Origin of the sequence: Litoreibacter roseus, from assembly GCF_009811795.1 — a bacterium.
GTDB classification, from domain to species: domain Bacteria; phylum Pseudomonadota; class Alphaproteobacteria; order Rhodobacterales; family Rhodobacteraceae; genus Litoreibacter; species Litoreibacter roseus.
Map to the genome: position 1 here is coordinate 214,829 of NZ_BLJE01000003.1, position 17,590 is coordinate 232,418.

Consider the following 17,590-nt stretch of genomic DNA (forward strand, 5'->3'; position numbering starts at 1 on the left):
GCTCTTGGGCTTTTCACCCGCGCCAAGGCGTACTAGGTGAAGGTCAACGTTGATGCTTGGGGCTCCATGTCGTTTTTTCGTAAGCTAAAAGACCGTTTAACCCGCTCGTCGTCCAAAATTGACGAGGGGCTTGATGCGATCGTCGAAGATGGTGGGACGCAGGAAGAGCTTGCCCCTACGGTAACGCCTGAGGACCCGAAGCCTCAGCCCGAACCCGAAACACCGCCCAGCCCGGAGCCTCAGCCAGAGCCTGCACCGACTGAAGAGCCCGCGACGCCACCGCCGGTCGAGGAGCCGCAGACACCGGAACCGCCCGAAAGTGTGCCGCCGCTGGAAATCCCGTCTGAACCGGTCGAAGCGCCATCTGCGCCTGAGTCGATTGACCCGCCTGTGGTTCCTATCCCTTCGCCCGAGCCTATTCCGACCGAAACCGTCACAGTTGAGAGCACACCCCCTGAAAGCGCAGAGAAACCGGGCTTACTCGGCCGTTTGCTTGGACGGAAAGAGACAAAGACAGTTGTCCGGCGTGAGTTGGACGACGATATGCTCGAGCAGTTGGAAGAGCTGTTGATCAGCGCGGATATGGGCGTCGACACCGCCTTGCGTGTGACGTCGAACATGGCGGAAGGCCGGTTCGGAAAGCGCCTGTCCACGGATGAGATCAAAAACCTTCTGTCGGGCGAGATTGCGAATATCATGGAGCCCGTCGCGCGCCCCATGCCGCTTTACCCCCACAGGCCACAGGTGGTTCTGGTCGTTGGCGTCAACGGCTCCGGCAAAACGACGACCATCGGTAAGTTGGCGTCGCAATTCCGCGCGGCTGGCAAGAAGGTCGTGATTGCGGCAGGCGATACGTTCCGAGCGGCTGCTGTCGAACAGCTTCAGGTCTGGGGCGATCGGGCCGGGGTGCCTGTTCTGACGGCGCCTGAAGGTTCGGATCCCGCCTCACTGGCCTTTGACGCGATGACCAAAGCCCAGCAAGATGGGGCGGATCTGTTGATGATTGATACGGCGGGTCGTTTGCAGAACCGCTCTGATCTGATGGAAGAGCTTGCCAAAATCGTTCGCGTGATCCGTAAGAAGGACGAGACTGCACCCCACAATACACTTCTGGTTCTAGATGCAACAACGGGTCAGAACGCATTGAATCAAGTCGATATTTTCCGGCAGATCGCGGATGTATCCGGTCTTGTGATGACCAAGCTGGACGGAACGGCGAAGGGCGGCGTTCTGGTCGCGCTGGCCGATAAGTTTGGCCTACCCATCCATGCGATTGGCGTTGGCGAACAGATCGACGATCTGGCGCCGTTCGACCCAGAGGAATTTGCAAGGGCGCTGACCGGGGCCGCTGAGTGAGCGAATGGCTCATTTCGATTGCAGGAACGCCTGAGGGTGCACGGCTCGCCACACTTCTTGCTCTCACATCCGCCATTGCTCATGCGCTGTTTGGCGCCCTTCAGAAAGGCCGCCATGATCCGTGGCTGACACGCGGCGCAATTGATTTCTGGTTGATCATTATCTCTGCCCCGGTGGCCCTGTTTCTGGTCCCTTGGCCCGATGCACAAACAGCAGCATTTCTTGCGGGCGCTTTGGTCATTCATTTCTTTTACAAGCTGACAATGGCGCTGGCCTATGAACGGGCCGCCTATACGGTGGTCTACCCCGTTGTGCGCGGCACGGGTCCCTTGGTCACTGTGGCGGCCGCAGCCGTTATCTTCGGGGAGCATTTTACGGCCGTCCAATGGTCTGGTGTGGCGTGTTTGTCAGGGGGCATCCTGCTTTTGGCATTGCGCAACCTGTCAGAGGAGGAGCTTGACCCGCGCGCGCTCAAGATCGGGTTGGCATGGGCGTGTCTGGGCGGGATCCTCGTCGCAGTCTACACCACCTATGACGCCTATGCGATCCGAGCGACGCCCGATCCCTTTACGTTTCTCGCGTGGTTTTTCTTCGTTACAGCAATGGATTTCCCCGGTCTGGCCTACTGGCGATACAAGCGAGCCGCCGTGCAGCCCGATGTTGCCCCCTTGATGATGCGCGGACTTCTCGGAGCTGTGATCGCCTGGGTCAGTTTTGGCGGTGTTATGATGGCGACACGTCTCGACAAGGTCGGGGAAGCTGCGGTACTCCGCGAGACATCGACCGTCTTCGCCGCGCTGATTGGATGGTTCGTTTTGAAAGAGCGTGTCGGCCCGCGCAGGCTTGCACTGATGGCATTGATCGCGGCGGGTGCCGTCATCGTGGAAATGGGGGGCTGAATGGCCGAAAAGCAGATATCTCAAGGCCTTAAATCAGCGCTGGAACTTGGACCCGTCCTGCTGTTCTTCGTGGCGTACCTGCGTATGCGCGATCAGGTCTACACCATTGGTGGCACTGAATATTCGGGCTTTATCGTCGTGACCGCGCTGTTTGTTCCGCTGCTGCTGGCGTCGATGGCGATTGTCTGGAAACTAACCGGCAAGCTGAGCCGCATGCAGGTGCTGACCGCAGTCATGGTGATCTTCTTTGGCGCGTTGACCGTTTGGTTCAACGACGAGAAGTTCTTCAAGATAAAAACCACCATCGTCTATGGGTTCTTCGCCGCCATTCTGGGTTTGGGGTTACTTTTGCGCAAAAGCTGGCTGGAATATGTAATGGAAGACATGATGCCGCTGGAGCCCGAGGGATGGATGATCCTGACCAAGCGCCTGACGGCCATGTTCGCAGCACTTGCAATTGCAAACGAGATTGTCTGGCGAACCATGTCGACTGACACATGGGTGAAGATCGAGACCTTCGGATTTCCGGCGGCGCTGTTCGTTTTCTTTATGGCGCAGACGGGACTTTTCCAGAACCACGCCAAAGAAGAGGCCAGCGACAGCGAAAGCTGACACTGGCCTCTAAACCGTACGTATCGCATGCTAACCGATATGGAAAAGCGTGTTGAAGAGCTTCGGGTCCAGGCTGTCTGACGAGAAGGTTTCGCCCTCCGTCAGAATCGAAACCGCGTCATGAGAATGAAGCGACTCCTGATGGCTTGCGATCACGCGGAAATCTTTGATCCGCTCATCCGCCTGAAGTTGCAGACAGAAGGATCGTGCCGCGTCTTCTACGAAGATCGGGTTCGCCGCATTCAATTCTGCGAACGCCTGTTCGTCTTCGCGCTTGACCATGACCTGCGTCTCGGTGGGAACCGCGTCGCGGCACAACTCGATCAGGTCCTCGAACCACAGGCAATCGGCATCGCAATCCAGCTCAACAGACACCCGCGCGACGGAGCGCTGAGAATGCGGTGTAGCCAACTGGCTGCGCACCTGACGGGCGTGCTCGCTGAGTTCCAAAGAGCAGGGGCAGGTGGATGAATAGATGTAATCCAGATGCATGATCTTTTTTCGCACGCCATTCGCATCCACGACCTCAAGCGCGATGTCATAGTACTGAAATCCCTCCAGCCCTGATCGCAGGCTTTTGACCTTCATCGGGAAAGAAAACCGCATCTGAATGCGCGCGTCGAAACTTTCGAGATCTTCCTTGTAGGCATCCAAAGTCTGCTCAATCACCTCGAAGCTGAACCGTTCCTCGGCACGTTTGTAGAAGGTGCGCATGATACGGGACATGTTGATGCCCTTCTTCTCGGCCTCAAGTGATACGGTGCCCGTCACCGACGTCTCAAGCGTCAGGTCGCCGTTGTCGCGCGTATGGAACCGGATCGGCAGGCGAAAGTTCGAGATACCGACGTGCTGAATAAGCTGTTGTGCGCCCCGTATCAGCGATGACGGCCCATTCTGCAGATCCGGCATGGACGCCTTGTAGGCTTCGTCGACCGCAAAATCTTCGGGGTAGGCCCGTGCCAAGGCAGGATAATTCGCGACGGCGTTGCCCTGTCGCAACTGGCCAATCTGCGGATCAAGATCCGTGATCTCGGTGTCTGAAGCGCTCTGCGCCCAGTCCCTTAGCAGTTGCAGGGCTCGCTCAGCGTCATCTCGGCTGGGAAAGCGGTCAATTTCCGGCGTGTGGACGTTCATGTCAGTCCCTCCTTACGGTTCGCGCAATTCACATATGGGGCACTTTGGGCCCAAAACAAAATGAAATACGCGAAATATACGTACAAGAAGGCGTGTCAGATCATATCCAGAGCCTGCACGATGTCCGCGACAAGATCATCCGCATCTTCAAGCCCAACACTCAAACGGACGAGACCATCGGTGATCCCAAGCGCGTCCCGTTGGTCTTCGGTCAGCCGTTGGTGGGTGGTCGTCGCAGGGTGGGTAACCAGCGACTTGCTATCGCCCAGATTATTGGAAATCGAGACGATATTCAGCGCATTCAAGAACCGGAACGCGGCCTCTTTGCCTGCGGCAATGTCCAGTGCGATCACCGTTCCACCCTTCCGCATCTGCCGCGTCGCGACCTGATGTTGCGGGTGCGATGGTAAATGCGGGTAGAGCGTCTGCGCCAGGTTGGAATGGTGTTCTACGGCTTGCGCGATCTTCAAAGCTGCGTCCGCTTGCGCGCCGCATCTGAGGTGGACCGTTTCAAGACCTTTAAGCATCACCCATGCGTTGAACGGCGATAGCGATCCGCCGGTGTGTTTCAGATAGGGCTCCGCAACCTTCCGAATGAAGTCTTTCGTGCCGCAGATCACGCCGCCTAGACAACGTCCTTGGCCATCAATGTGTTTGGTGGCGGAGTAGATCACCACATCCGCGCCGTCCGCCACGGCGTTTGCGAAGACCGGCGTCGCGAAGACGTTGTCTACGATCACGATAGCGTCTTGCGCGTGCGCAATGTCCGCGACCGCTTTAAGATCAATGACTTCCAAGGTCGGATTTGCGACGGTTTCAAGGAACACAGCTTTGGTGTCTGCTCTGATAGCGTCCCTCCATTGCTGCAGATCGGTGCCGTCAACAAAAGTGACCTTAACGCCGTAGCGGGTCAGAACCTCTTCCAGGATGTAGAGACACGATCCAAACAGCGCCCGGCTGGAGACCACATGATCGCCAGCTTTCAGAAGCCCACAAAGCGCGCCATTGACCGCCGCCATGCCAGAGGCCGTGGCAAAGGCATCCTCGGTGCCTTCCAGCGCCGCGATGCGTTCCTCGAACATCCGCACTGTCGGATTGCCATATCGGGCGTAGATGAACTCGTCCGGGCCCGTTTCAATAAACCGCGCCTCGGCTTGCTCGGGGCTGTCATAGATGAACCCTTGCGTCAAAAACAGGGCCTCGGCCATTTCGCCGTACTGACTGCGCCGGGTGCCGGAGTGAACTGCCTTCGTGCGCGGGGACCAGTCTGTCATCGTCGTATCCTTCGGGCCGTGCCCAATAAAAAAGCCTCCACCGGGACAAGGGGGGAGGCTTCAGCATCCGACCTCTTTAGCGGTTTGTTTAACGTGGCCCGCAATCCGGTAACAAAGCGCCACGGGTGTCGGATACGCCCGAGCCACGCTCAGGTCAAGTCGCTCGTGCCGACCGGGCAGTTCACTATCCCTTCATGTTCTGCGCCTCAACACCCCGTGAGGTGCTTGCGTCCCGGTGTTATCCGCAGGATGGTCATGGGGATTGACGTGTAACGGAGCATCCCATGACCATCGAGCTTTACTACTGGCCCACCCCGAACGGCTGGAAAATCTCAATTGCGCTTGAGGAGATGGGGCTACCCTATGAGGTCAAGCTGATCGATATAGGCGCGGGTGAACAGTTCGCGCCTGACTTTCTTGAGATTGCGCCAAACAACCGGATGCCCGGGATTGTCGATCCTGACGGCCCCGATGGCGACCCGATCTCCATCTTCGAGTCCGGCGCGATATTGCAATATCTTGCGCGCAAGACCGGTAAATTCTGCGGCGAGTCAGAGCGGGAGCGGATCGTAGTGGATCAATGGCTGATGTGGCAGATGGGGGGTGTTGGGCCTATGGCGGGGCAGGCGCACCATTTTCTGAAATACGCACCTGCAATGGATCCCCCCAATGACCTTCCCTATGCCAAGGATCGCTACAGAAATGAGACGGCGCGGCTTTATGGGGTTCTTGATCGCCAGCTCGCGAAAGGCGAGTTCGTCGCGGGCGATTTCTTTTCAATTGCGGACATGGCGATCTGGCCTTGGGCGTCCTTGTGGGAAGGACAGCAACAGACGCTTGACGACAAACCGAACCTCGCCCGTTGGCTGGACACATGTGCGGCAAGACCCGGCGTCCAGGCAGGACGCGCCGTCGCGGCCGAAAAACGATCCAATATCGAGCAGGACCGGAAAGCGCAGGAGCTTCTCTTTAAACGAAAATCCTGAGGCTCTTACCTTCTGAGCGATTGACACCGCCTGGACCGCGCGCCAAGCCTTTCGAAGATGTTTGATTTTCGACCAGTAGGATATGTCGTGGGCCTGTTGGTGGCCTGTCTTGGTGCGACGATGATCCTGCCAATGGCGCTCGACATTGTGGTGGGCAACGGCCACTGGCCTGTCTTCGCCGAGGGTGCGATCCTGACAACGGTGACGGGCGGCCTGATCGCATTGGCATCGTCAAACGGGGTGGGGCACCGGCTCACCATTCAGCAGACGTTTTTGCTCACCACAGGTGTTTGGTTGGCGCTGCCCGTTTTTGGCGCGATCCCGTTCTATCTGGGGGCGACCGAAGCGCGCTTTGTAGACGCATTCTTCGAGGCGATGTCGGGCCTGACCACGACCGGGTCCACTGTCCTGTCGGGCCTTGAGGAATTGCCAGAAGGGCTGAAGCTGTGGCGCGGCCTTCTGCAGTGGTTCGGCGGCATCGGTATCATCGTTGTCGCCATGGTGTTCCTGCCGGAACTGCGCATTGGTGGGATGCAGATATTCCGCTCGGAAGGCTTTGATACTTTTGGAAAGATCCTCCCGCGCGCAGGTGAAATCGCGCAATCTATCTCGGTCATTTATCTGGGGCTGACGATCAGTTGCGCGCTGGCCTATCTGGCGGCCGGGATGGTGCCCCTTGATGCCATTGTCCATGCCATGACGACGATTGCCACGGGTGGTTTTGCCAACACTGACGGCTCTTTCGCGCCTTACAGCTCAGCCGCTGAATACGTCGCCGCCGGGTTCATGGTCCTGTCTGCTTTGCCGTTCGTGCGCTATGTGCAACTGGTCGCAGGGACAGCCAATCCTTTGTTCCGAGACACGCAGATCCACGCGTTTCTAATCACACTTCTAATCCTTGTTCTGACGCTCACGGCTTTTCAGATGCAGGCCAATCTGGTCGCGTTTGAAACGGCTTTCCGCTCGTCGCTCTTCAACGTGGTCTCCATCCTGACAGGCACGGGCTATGCCAGCGCAGACTATGGCACTTGGGGCTCTTTCGCGGTCGCTATCTTCTTTTTCATGGGACTGATTGGGGGATGCGCTGGATCGACATCGTGCTCCATCAAGGTGTTTCGCTTTCAACTGCTTTTTGCATCAATCAAGGCGCAGATCCGGAAGATTCACTCCCCCCATGGCATGTTTCAGCCGCGCTATCAGGGCCGCCCGGTGGGGCAGGATGTCCTGAGTTCCGTCATGTCGTTCTTCGTGCTGTTCATTGTGTCATTGGGGGTTGTGTCGATCCTTCTGGGGCTGACAGGCCTGGACTTGATAACGTCAGTGTCTGGCGCGGCCACGGCCTTGGCCAATATCGGTCCGGGTCTTGGAGATCAGATTGGGCCTGCTGGCAATTTTGCAGGCCTGAACGACAGTGCAAAATGGATTCTGTGTGCGGCTATGCTGATTGGGCGTCTTGAGCTGCTGGCCGTCTACGCGATCCTGACAATTCAATTCTGGAGAGATTGATGCCATCCCCCGAGATGAAGCCGTTGGGCGCCCAGATTTCCCATATGCTTAAAGACCGCGGCATCGATGTCATCTTCGGCATTCCGGGCGTCCACAATCAGGAACTGTATCGCGGTATCGAAGAAGCGGGGCTGACCCATGTTCTGGCGCGCCATGAGCAGGGCGCTGGTTTCATGGCGGATGGTTATGCGCGCGCATCGGGCAAGCCCGGTGTGTGCTACGTGATCACCGGGCCGGGCCTGACGAACGTGATGACACCGATGGGGCAGGCCTATTCGGACAGCGTGCCTCTGTTGGTGTTATCCTCGTGCCTGAACAGGTCTGATCTGGGCATGGCCCGCGGGCGGCTGCACGAGATGAAGGACCAACGCGCGGCCGCCGAGACTGTTGCGGATTGGTCCAAGATCGCGATGGATGCGCAGACCGCTTATCAGCTCATTGACCAAGCGCTGACAGAGTTCGACAGCGCAAGACCGCGCCCCAAGCATATTCAAATTCCGATTGAAGTCCTTGAAGCGCGATCCGAGGCGCAGGGACCCCGTGGACGTGCCGCGAAGCTGTCGGGCGGGACGCTGGATGTCTCCGAAATTTCGGCGCGCTTGATCTCAGCACGACGCCCTGTTTTCGTTTTCGGCGGTGGCTGCGCGGATGGGGAAACGAGCGCGTTGGCCGGACCTGTTCTGGATGCATTTGGCGCCGCCTGTTTTCTGACCTATGCGGGGCGCGGCGTCGTCCCCTCGGCCCATCCCCTGAACTTTGGCAGTTTTCTTGCCCGACCAACCTCGGCCGAGATTTTCGGCGGCGCTGATCTGATCATCGCTGTCGGGACCACCCTGTCCGAAACTGATCTGTGGCGCGATGATCTTGGCGGCACTGCACCCCTTGTCCGCATCGACGTGGACACAGAAGTTCTGACAGATCACCACACTGCAGGAACCACCGTATACGCGGATGCGCAGGCTTTTTTTGTCCGCGCTCTTGGTTGATGCGCCTGCCACCGCTGATACCGACTGGACTGCAAACGAGGTTTCATCCGCCCGCAGCAAATGGACGGCGGAGGTGAATTCTGAGCGTCCCGGCATCCTGGCCGTCTGCGATGCATTAAAAGACGTCGCCCCGTCAGACACCATGTTCTTCTCGGATATGACCCAGTTCGCCTATGCGGCGAAGGAGGTTTATCCAATGGATTTTCCCGGGCACTGGCACCACCCTTACGGCTTTGGGACACTGGGGTACGCATTGCCTGCAGCAATCGGCGGCAAGGTTGCCCGCGGTGAGCGACCTGTCATCGCGATCGCGGGCGATTACGGTTTTCAGTACACCTTGCAAGAGCTTGGAACCGCCGTGGAGCTTCGGTTGAGCCTGCCCATAGTGATTTGGGACAACGGCAAGTTGGGGGAGATCGAAGATAGCATGGTCGCCGCGCAGATCGCGCCCAATGCAGTCGTGCAGCGCAATCCTGATTTCTGTCAGATTGCGACGGCCTACGGCGCGCGCTGTGCTGCGCCGCGAACGCTTGCTGACTTCAAATCAGCGATCTTGGATGCGCTTGCGGCCCCGGGCCCAACGGTCATTCATGTAAGATCGGACCTCGCGCAGGGCTAGTCCGGATCTACCAACAACTGACGAGGACCGTCATCGCGGAGGCCAGTTCGATCAGGTCTTCCGGGTCAATCGGCTCCTGCCGCTCTGACGCTGAGGCCGTTACGCCGTTTTCGCTGAGAAAACGCGCCACCTGATCTGCTTTCGTAGCGAACTTCGTGTCTTTCGGCAAAGCCCGCCCGGTTTCTGGCAACGGCATGAGCAAACCCGTCACCGCGCCGGTCATATCGAACACCGGTCCGCCCGTATCGCCGCTGAGGCTGTCGACGCTTAGACGCTGAATATCCTGGTCGCCGACTAACCCACGCAGGTCTTCCAATTGTCCGTAAGTCACGGTCGGGCCGCTCAGCGTGCCTTCGAAGGAATAGCCGGACACTGCGACCTCGCTGCGAAGTCGCGCGGGTTTTGTTGAGAACCGCGCATAGTCCAAGGGCGCCAGATCTTCCACCGGGGTTAGCAGTGCGAGACCGTCTTGCGCCACCGAGATCTCAGCTTCGTAAAGCGAATCCAGTGTAATCCGCTGGCACGATTGAACGGCGCTGGAATGGGTCAGAACGCGCCCCTCAGGATCCACAAAAAACCCGCTGCGGGATGTTTTGGGCCGCCTGATCTCCAGACCGGCGACCAGATCAACAGATTGCTCGTCGGCAGGATTGGGCGCCAGCACGCCATCGCGTGTGGTGAAGCTATCGCGCATAATTTGGATTACATTCGCCATTTCCAATGCCCGAGCGGGCGGGAAGGCGATTGTGAAACCTTTCACGGTCTGATTGTCGGTGCGCGCGTACGTGTAGGAATGCAGCGTTTCATTCTGTCCGGTCAGCACAAAAGACCGGCGCTTGCGTTCGCGCGCGCCCTCGAATGGCACGATCTCGAGGGTTTGCATGATCTCATAAAGACCGCCAAGCGTGGTCTCGTCCCCCGGTTGGCTGATCAGTAGAACGCGCACGCCGCTGTCCGACTTGGGGCGATAATGGGCAAATGGCGGCTCGTAACGATCAAATTCCACAAGTCCGGCAGGCAGTGTCAGGGCGATGCCGGTCACGTCATCCTCAACCGGTGTCAGATCAAGCGCAGCGACGGCCTGTCTGTAGTCTTGCAGCAAGCTGCGGCGTTGCCCTGTGGTCAAAATCCCCGTCACCTCGACCGAGTTCGTTGCTTGCCACTCCGCCATGGACCGCCGCGTGCCGGGGCCAAATGAACCGTCAATTGCAGCGGCATAGAACCCGTACCACTTGAGTGCTTCCTGAAGTTCTTGACGCTCAAACCGGGTCAGCAGTCTTTCGTTGCGCCGCGCTTCCTCCGGCGTTTCATCAAAGAGCTCAGCCGGTGGGGGTGACGGCTGAACCGCGTCCTGCTGGTTCGGTTGAATAATGATGCCCGGGGTTGGATTTGGTGCAGCACCCGTCGCTGCACCGCCGATGGGCCAGAACTGACGCCCGTAGGGTCGCCCGTCTGAAATATAGGAATCGCCCGGGATCAATCCGGCCCCGCGCAGCTCGCGCAGACGCGCCGTTGCTGCCGCCTCGGAACCATAGGGACCCAACGTCAACGCATACCAGCCAGACCGCAGTCGAAAGCCGTTCACGTCTGAGAGGGCCACGCCATAGGCGCGCGCGCGGTCCTGAGCGGTCTGAAGGTCGGGATGCGCTTCGATCTGCACCCACGCACCCGGCGGACTTTGCGCAAGGGCCGCAGATACGCCTGATGACAGCACCAAAACCACCGCAAGAATTGCGAGTAACCCCGCACGAACCATTCCTATTTCCCGTCTAATGTCGCGTCTTCCCTCGAATCCCTCGGACGAAGATATCAGTAAGACCGTTAAGCGCATCCGAAAAGCGGACAGTTTTTCGCGCTTTGCTTGATTGACCCTCTGCAAGCGACTGCCTATTGAAAGCCCGTTCCACCAAAGGCGCGCGCGATGGCTGACGAATTTTCCAAACCGACTTGTTTCCAAGAGATCATTTTGCGGTTGCAGACCTATTGGTCCAGCCGGGGCTGCGCGATCATGCAGCCCTACGACATGGAGGTGGGTGCAGGGACCTTCCATCCTGCCACAACCTTGCGCGCGTTGGGCTCCAAGGCGTGGGCTGCGGCGTATGTGCAACCGTCCCGCCGCCCGACGGACGGGCGCTACGGTGAGAATCCCAATCGGCTGCAGCATTATTACCAGTATCAGGTGCTGATCAAACCCAGCCCGCCCGATTTGCAGGATCTTTATCTGGGCTCCCTGAAGGCCATTGGGATCGACATGGCGCTGCATGACATTCGCTTTGTGGAAGACGATTGGGAAAGTCCGACACTAGGCGCATGGGGACTGGGCTGGGAGGTTTGGTGCGACGGCATGGAAGTCTCGCAATTCACCTATTTTCAGCAGGTTGGCGGGCATGACTGCAAACCGGTCTCGGGTGAGTTGACCTACGGGCTGGAACGTTTGGCGATGTATGTGCTGGGCGTGGATCATGTAATGGATATGCCCTTCAATGATCCGCAGAGCCCTATCGCGCTGTCCTATGGCGACGTCTTCCGGCAGACCGAGGAAGAATACTCCCGCTGGAACTTTGACGTGGCCGACACGGAAACTTTGTTGCAGCACTTCAAGGACGCAGAGGACGAATGCCAGCGCATTCTGGACGCGACCCATGAGGATCCGAAGACCGGGAAACGCATTGTCATGGCCCATCCTGCCTACGATCAGGCGATCAAAGCCTCCCATGTGTTCAACCTTCTGGATGCACGCGGTGTCATCTCCGTCACCGAGCGGCAGGCCTATATCGGGCGGGTGCGGACGTTGACCAAAGCCTGCGCCGACGCCTTCGTCCAAACCGAAGCGGGCGGGTTTGCGGCGTGAATGGCAAAGTTATCGCGAGCCTTATCGTGCTGATGGCGGTGATCGCCGGCGGGTGGATGTACTATCTGCAGGTCTACGCGTTCTATGAGACCGTCGCTGCGGAAACCATGGGCGATGTCGAACTCGTGTCGGTCACCTCCGAGATGCCGGAAGCCATCCTTGCCACAGATGTCACAGCGATTGACGCGGACAGCTCCCCCATCCGGTTTCGCGCCTGTTTCGTGACCCCGATGAGCCAAGCCCTGTTGACCGAAAGCTACGTTCTGTACGATGACCCCGTCCCCCTGACCGCCCCCGACTGGTTCGAATGCTTCGACGCGCAGTCCATCGGGGACGCGCTGGCGGATGGCACAGCCCTTGCGTTTACCGGTGAAGAGAACATCGCCTACGGCGTCGACCGGGTGGTCGCGATCTTCGAGGACGGGCGTGGCTATATCTGGCACCAATTGAACAATTGCGGGCGAAAAGCCTATGACGGCAGCCCCCTCGGCCCGGAATGCCCACCACGCGATGCGAGCGAAAGCAACTGATATGCCTGATCTGCTGATCGAACTCTTCTCCGAAGAAATTCCCGCGCGCATGCAAACGAAGGCTGCGTCCGACCTGAAACAGCGGATCACCGACGGTCTGGTTGAGGCGGGGTTGACCTATGAAGGGGCTGTGGCTTGCTCGACACCGCGCCGTTTGGCACTGTCGGTGCATGGCCTGACCAGTGCCTCGAAGGCCATCCGTGAAGAACGCAAAGGCCCGCGCACGGACGCGCCCGAAAAGGCGCTGGAGGGGTTTCTGCGCTCGACCGGCCTGACCAAGGATCAATTGGAAGCCCGCGACGACAAGAAGGGCCAGGTCTGGTTCGCTGTGATCGAAAAGCCTGGACGCCCCGCTGCCGATATCATTGCCGAGGTGCTGGAAAAGACCATCCGCAATTTCTCATGGCCCAAGTCGATGCGTTGGGGCGAAGGCAACCTGCGGTGGGTCCGCCCGCTGCACAGCATCCTGTGTATTCTAAGCGATGAGGCTGGGACCGAGATCGTACCGCTGACTGTGGACGGGATCGTGTCCAGCAATACCACACAAGGCCACCGCTTCATGGCTCCAGACTGTTTTTCTATTTCAAATCTGGATGATTATACGGCAAAGCTAAAGCGGGCTCATGTGGTCCTCGATGCACAGGAACGGGCGGATCATATCTGGGCGGACGCCACCAGTGCAGCTTTTGCCTCAGGGCTTGAGGTGGTCGAGGACAAGGGGCTGCTGGCCGAGGTTGCGGGGTTGGTTGAGTGGCCGGTCGTCCTGATGGGCAAGATTGACGACGCCTTTCTGGACTTGCCACCGGAGGTTCTGAAGACCTCCATGAAAGAGCATCAAAAGTTCTTCTCGGTGCGCAATCCCAAGACCGGACGGATCGAGCGCTTCGTGACCGTCGCCAACGTGGAGACTGCCGATAACGGCGCGACCATTCTGGCGGGCAATCAGAAGGTTCTGTTCGCACGTTTGTCCGACGCGAAGTTCTTCTGGGAAAATGACATGCGGGTCGCCAAAGCAGGGATGCAGCCTTGGCTGGACGCGCTGGAGAACGTGACCTTCCACAACAAACTGGGCAGCCAGAAAGAACGGATCGACCGCATCGCAGCGCTCGCACGTGAGATTGCGCCTGTCGTGGGGGTCAATCCTGATTTGGCGGAACAGGCCGCCCGCGTGGCGAAGGCCGATTTGTCGTCCGAGATGGTTTATGAGTTCCCAGAACTTCAAGGGCTTATGGGGCGATATTACAGCGAAGCCGCCGGTTTGCCGCCCGAGGTCGCGGCGGCCTGCGAGGATCACTACTCACCCCTTGGACCGAATGACGATGTGCCTACCGCACCTGTCTCCGTCGTGGTCGCGCTGGCCGACAAGATCGATTTGCTTACCGGGTTCTGGGCGATTGACGAGAAACCGACTGGCAGCAAGGATCCGTTTGCGCTGAGGCGCGCAGCGTTGGGCGTCATTCGGTTGGTTTTGGAGAACGGTCTTTCAGTCGATCTGCTTTCATCTATGACCGCAGCAGCAAGAGGGCATCCGGCGCCTTCTACGGAGTCCGAATTGGCGTTTGCTGCAAAATGGGCGTCAGAATTTTCAAACGATCCTGCTTGGTACGTCGCGCGTGATGCTCTTGATTTCATCCATGACCGCCTCAAAGTCTTCCTCAAGGACAAAGGCATCCGGCACGACATCATCGACGCCTGTATCGCGATGCCCGGAAATGATGATCTGACGCTGCTGGTCAAACGGGCTGAGGCACTGTCCGAGACGCTCAAAACCGATGACGGCGAGAACCTGATCCAAGGGTTTAAGCGCGCCAACAACATTCTGACGCAGGCCGAAGAGAACGACGGCGTCAGCTACGAGCTCGATCCGAAACTTGAATTGACCGAGCACGATGCCGAAAAGGCGCTATTCGCGGCGCTTGACACCGCAGAGGCCAAGATCAAACCGGCGATGGCCGCCGAAGACTTCCAGACCGCCATGTCGGCCATGGCAGCCCTCAGGGGTCCAATCGACGGGTTTTTCGAGGCTGTTCAGGTCAATTCGGACAATGACATCGTCCGGCGCAACCGGCTGTGTCTTCTCAACAGGATTCGCGTCATATGCCTGTCTGTGGCTGATCTGACGCGGATCGAGGGCTAAACCGCCGCATGCTTTGGTCACGCTTGTTTGAGGACAGGCGTGGTCTAGACTGCGGTCGTTATGCTGGATCACCTGAACTCTGAGCGGATCACCCAGACGGCTGCAATAAAACGCAGTCTGCACGGCAATCGTGCGAAATGCCTGCAGCGGTTGATCCGACTTGGCATGCCCGTTCCGGAAACCGTTGCTTTATCCATTCCGCTGGTTCGGGCCATCGCCGCCGGGCAACGCCCCGATCTGAAGGCAATTCTGGATCAGTTCGGATCCTGGCCCGTGCTGTCCGTTCGCGCCTCCCCGGTGGAACCGGACTGGGGCGGGCCCAGCACGATGCTGAACATCGGGATGAACCGCGCCAATCAGGCCTTCTTCGCCTCCCGCCTTGGGGCGGAGGCAGCAGCGGAACTGCATCTGCGCTTTGTCCGGTCCTATGCTGTGGACGTGGCGCGGTTGGACGAGGATATGTTCGAGGACCCGGATCTGACCGTCAAACAGGCCTATGATGCCTATGAAGACGAGATGGACGAGGAGTTTCCCCAAGACATCGAGGTCCAACTGCTGGAAGTGCTGAAATCCATGTCCCGCGCCTGGGAAGGTACAACAGCGCGGCTGCTGCGGTCGTCTAAAGGTGCCCCTGAAGATGCCGGTCTCGGTCTGGTCATTCAGCGCATGGTGCTGGGCTTGGGCAAAGGCGAAAGCGGCGCCGGGGTCATTCAGTTCATCAACTCGGAGAGCGGAGAGCCGCAGAAGGTCGGGCGCTATATGCGTCAGTCCCAAGGGCGCGATGCGCTGGACTACACCAGCGGCGATGATGGGCAGGGACCGCTCTATCTGACCAAGGACAACCGTGGTGGCTCCCTCGAAGAAGAACAGCCAGAGGTGTTCGCGGAACTTGAGAGAGTTGGGCAGCTCGCGCGCAAAGGTCTGCGCGAGGAAATGCAGATCGAGTTTACGCTGGAAGGTGGCAAGCTGGCCATCATCGATGCGATCCCTGCACCACGCGGTGCCCGTGGCGACGTGGCTGTCGCGGTGGCCCTTGCGCAGGACGAGATCATTTCAACCGAAGACGCTGTCATGCGTATCGAACCGAAAGCCATCAGTGAACTGTTGCACCGGCAGGTCGCGCCGCGCGCGCGCCGCGATGTGATTTCGCGCGGGATCGCAGCCAGCCCCGGTGCAGCGACCGGCAAGCTGGTCTTTGATGCGTTGGCAGCCCAAGCGGCGGCGTCTCAGGGCGAGGCGTGTATTCTCGTCCGCCGGGAAACCAGCCCCGAAGACATCCGCGGCATGCATGCGGCCAGCGGCATCCTGACCGAGCGCGGCGGCACGACCAGCCATGCGGCGGTGATCGCCCGTGGCTTGGGATTGCCTTGCGTTGCGGGCGCATCCGACCTGACTATCGACAACAAGGGGCGGAAAGTGACCACCCAATCGGGCCGGGTCTTTGCCGAAGGCGACATCATCACGTTAGACGGCACGGCGGGAGAGGCCTTGGCCGGGGATGTTCCCAAGATCGAGGCAGGCATCGGCGGGCCGTTCGAACAGTTGATGTCCTGGGCCGATGCCGTGCGCGATATCGGAGTGCGGGCCAATGCGGACACCCCTGAAGACGCCCAGGTCGCGAAGATGTTCGACGCCGAGGGCATTGGTCTGTGTCGGACCGAGCATATGTTCTTCGCTGCAGACCGGCTCACTGTGCTGCGTGAGGCCATTTTTGCCGAGAATTCCACAGATCGGAACGCCGCCCTAAAGCGTTTGCGCCCGATGCAACGGGATGATTTCGCACTGATTTTCGAGATTATGCGGGATCGGCCCGTGTGCCTGCGCCTCTTTGATCCGCCGCTTCATGAGTTTCTGCCGAACTCCCGCGCGGGCATCCGTGAATTGGCCGAGGCCATGGATCTGAGCGCCAATGCCGTGCGCGCCCGGATCGAGCAATTGGCCGAGTTCAACCCCATGTTGGGTATGCGCGGGGTCCGTCTCGGGATCACGATTCCCGAGATTTACGACATGCAGGTGCGCGCAATCTTCGAGGCCGCGATTCTGGTCAACAGGTCCAAGGGTCCGACTGTTGTACCGGAGATCATGATCCCACTGGTTTCTGCCAAGCGGGAAGTCGAACTGGTCAAAACGCGCATTGATGCCGTCGCCGCAGAGGTATCGGCCCAGTCCGGCAAAACCGTTGAATACAAGTTGGGTGTGATGGTCGAGACACCTCGCGCAGCCTTGCGGGCGGGTGATATCGCGGTTCACGCAAGCTTTCTGAGTTTCGGGACCAATGATATGACCCAGATGACCTATGGGCTATCACGCGACGATGCGGGGCGGTTCATGTCGACTTATGTCAATCAGGGTGTCTTTCCCGAAGATCCGTTCCGCGCGCTCGACCGCGACGGGGTGGGCGAGCTTTTGACCCTTGCCAGTGAGCGGGGCCGTCAGGTGCGCGAGAAGATCACACTGTCGGTCTGCGGCGAGCATGGTGGCGATCCGGACAGTATCGAGTTCTGCCGGGAGATTGGCATGAACTATGTCTCGTGTTCGCCCTACCGGGTTCCGGTCGCGCGACTTGCGGCAGCTCAGCTTGCGATTCGGGCGCCGGAAGATGTCGATGAGGACATTAACTACGAAATTTAAGCTAAATTTGTTCCCATGTGACGACAGAGCACCGTATATGGTGTGTTTGTGGCCGGACTAGCGACCTTT

General features: G+C 58.9%; 14 protein-coding genes and 1 riboswitch. Of the genes, 11 read left to right on the forward strand and 3 right to left on the reverse strand.

Annotation, left to right across the window (positions count from 1 at the left end; all coding sequences use genetic code 11):
- Positions 1–66: 66 nt before the first annotated feature.
- The 3 genes from ftsY to KIN_RS14970 are packed head-to-tail and all read left to right on the forward strand — an operon-like array spanning position 67 to position 2,867.
- A complete protein-coding gene (gene ftsY, locus KIN_RS14960) occupies positions 67–1,356 on the forward strand; it encodes a signal recognition particle-docking protein FtsY (protein ID WP_159808934.1) in 1,290 nt (429 codons plus the stop codon).
- A complete protein-coding gene (locus KIN_RS14965; protein WP_159808504.1) occupies positions 1,353–2,255 on the forward strand; it encodes an EamA family transporter in 903 nt (300 codons plus the stop codon). The genes ftsY and KIN_RS14965 overlap by 4 nt, the downstream gene beginning before the upstream one ends.
- Positions 2,256–2,867 carry an inner membrane-spanning protein YciB gene (locus tag KIN_RS14970; RefSeq protein ID WP_159808506.1) on the forward strand — a complete coding sequence of 204 codons (612 nt, stop codon included), beginning with the start codon at positions 2,256–2,258 and terminating at the stop codon, positions 2,865–2,867. It abuts the gene before it with no gap.
- Between the two features lie 30 nt (positions 2,868–2,897).
- On the opposite strand, the gene folE2 is transcribed toward KIN_RS14970, so the two are convergent.
- Together folE2 and metZ are read right to left on the reverse strand one after the other, a co-directional pair.
- The gene (gene folE2 / locus KIN_RS14975; RefSeq protein ID WP_159808508.1) at positions 2,898–4,001 is read right to left on the reverse strand and encodes a GTP cyclohydrolase FolE2; all 1,104 of its coding nucleotides are present in this window, start codon (positions 3,999–4,001) and stop codon (positions 2,898–2,900) included.
- Positions 4,002–4,096: 95 nt separating this feature from the next.
- Positions 4,097–5,275: an O-succinylhomoserine sulfhydrylase gene (gene metZ, locus KIN_RS14980; protein WP_159808510.1), complete on the reverse strand. Its 1,179-nt coding sequence runs from the start codon at positions 5,273–5,275 to the stop codon at positions 4,097–4,099.
- 55 nt (positions 5,276–5,330) lie between these two features.
- Positions 5,331–5,408, reverse strand: a riboswitch (SAM riboswitch).
- A 151-nt stretch (positions 5,409–5,559) separates the two neighbouring features.
- On the opposite strand from metZ, the gene KIN_RS14985 reads away from it, so the two are divergent.
- Genes KIN_RS14985 through KIN_RS22615 form a run of 4 tightly spaced genes read left to right on the forward strand, consistent with a single transcriptional unit; the run spans position 5,560 to position 9,372 of the window.
- A complete protein-coding gene (locus tag KIN_RS14985; RefSeq protein ID WP_159808512.1) occupies positions 5,560–6,261 on the forward strand; it encodes a glutathione S-transferase family protein in 702 nt (233 codons plus the stop codon).
- Positions 6,262–6,318: 57 nt separating this feature from the next.
- The gene (locus tag KIN_RS14990; protein WP_159808514.1) at positions 6,319–7,767 is read left to right on the forward strand and encodes a TrkH family potassium uptake protein; all 1,449 of its coding nucleotides are present in this window, start codon (positions 6,319–6,321) and stop codon (positions 7,765–7,767) included.
- On the forward strand, positions 7,767–8,753 hold the full coding sequence (locus KIN_RS22610) for a thiamine pyrophosphate-binding protein (protein WP_306439009.1): 987 nt from the start codon (positions 7,767–7,769) through the stop codon (positions 8,751–8,753). The genes KIN_RS14990 and KIN_RS22610 overlap by 1 nt, the downstream gene beginning before the upstream one ends.
- Positions 8,719–9,372 carry a thiamine pyrophosphate-dependent enzyme gene (locus tag KIN_RS22615; RefSeq protein ID WP_306439010.1) on the forward strand — a complete coding sequence of 218 codons (654 nt, stop codon included), beginning with the start codon at positions 8,719–8,721 and terminating at the stop codon, positions 9,370–9,372. The genes KIN_RS22610 and KIN_RS22615 overlap by 35 nt, the downstream gene beginning before the upstream one ends.
- A gap of 7 nt (positions 9,373–9,379) precedes the next feature.
- Here KIN_RS22615 and KIN_RS15000 read toward each other — a convergent pair whose 3' ends face one another.
- On the reverse strand, positions 9,380–11,128 hold the full coding sequence (locus tag KIN_RS15000) for a serine protease (RefSeq protein WP_159808516.1): 1,749 nt from the start codon (positions 11,126–11,128) through the stop codon (positions 9,380–9,382).
- 165 nt (positions 11,129–11,293) lie between these two features.
- Here KIN_RS15000 and KIN_RS15005 point away from each other — a divergent pair, with 165 nt between their 5' ends.
- Genes KIN_RS15005 through KIN_RS15020 form a run of 4 tightly spaced genes read left to right on the forward strand, consistent with a single transcriptional unit; the run spans position 11,294 to position 17,521 of the window.
- The gene (locus KIN_RS15005; RefSeq protein ID WP_159808518.1) at positions 11,294–12,223 is read left to right on the forward strand and encodes a glycine--tRNA ligase subunit alpha; all 930 of its coding nucleotides are present in this window, start codon (positions 11,294–11,296) and stop codon (positions 12,221–12,223) included.
- Positions 12,220–12,753, forward strand: a complete 534-nt coding sequence (locus tag KIN_RS15010) for a DUF6446 family protein (RefSeq protein WP_174239126.1) — start codon at positions 12,220–12,222, stop codon at positions 12,751–12,753. Before KIN_RS15005 ends, KIN_RS15010 begins: the two co-directional genes overlap by 4 nt.
- 1 nt (position 12,754) lies before the next feature.
- On the forward strand, positions 12,755–14,890 hold the full coding sequence (glyS, locus tag KIN_RS15015) for a glycine--tRNA ligase subunit beta (protein ID WP_159808938.1): 2,136 nt from the start codon (positions 12,755–12,757) through the stop codon (positions 14,888–14,890).
- Positions 14,891–14,950: 60 nt separating this feature from the next.
- Positions 14,951–17,521, forward strand: coding sequence for a putative PEP-binding protein (locus KIN_RS15020; protein ID WP_159808520.1), 2,571 nt, complete (start codon positions 14,951–14,953; stop codon positions 17,519–17,521).
- The last annotated feature ends 69 nt before the right edge of the window (positions 17,522–17,590 follow it).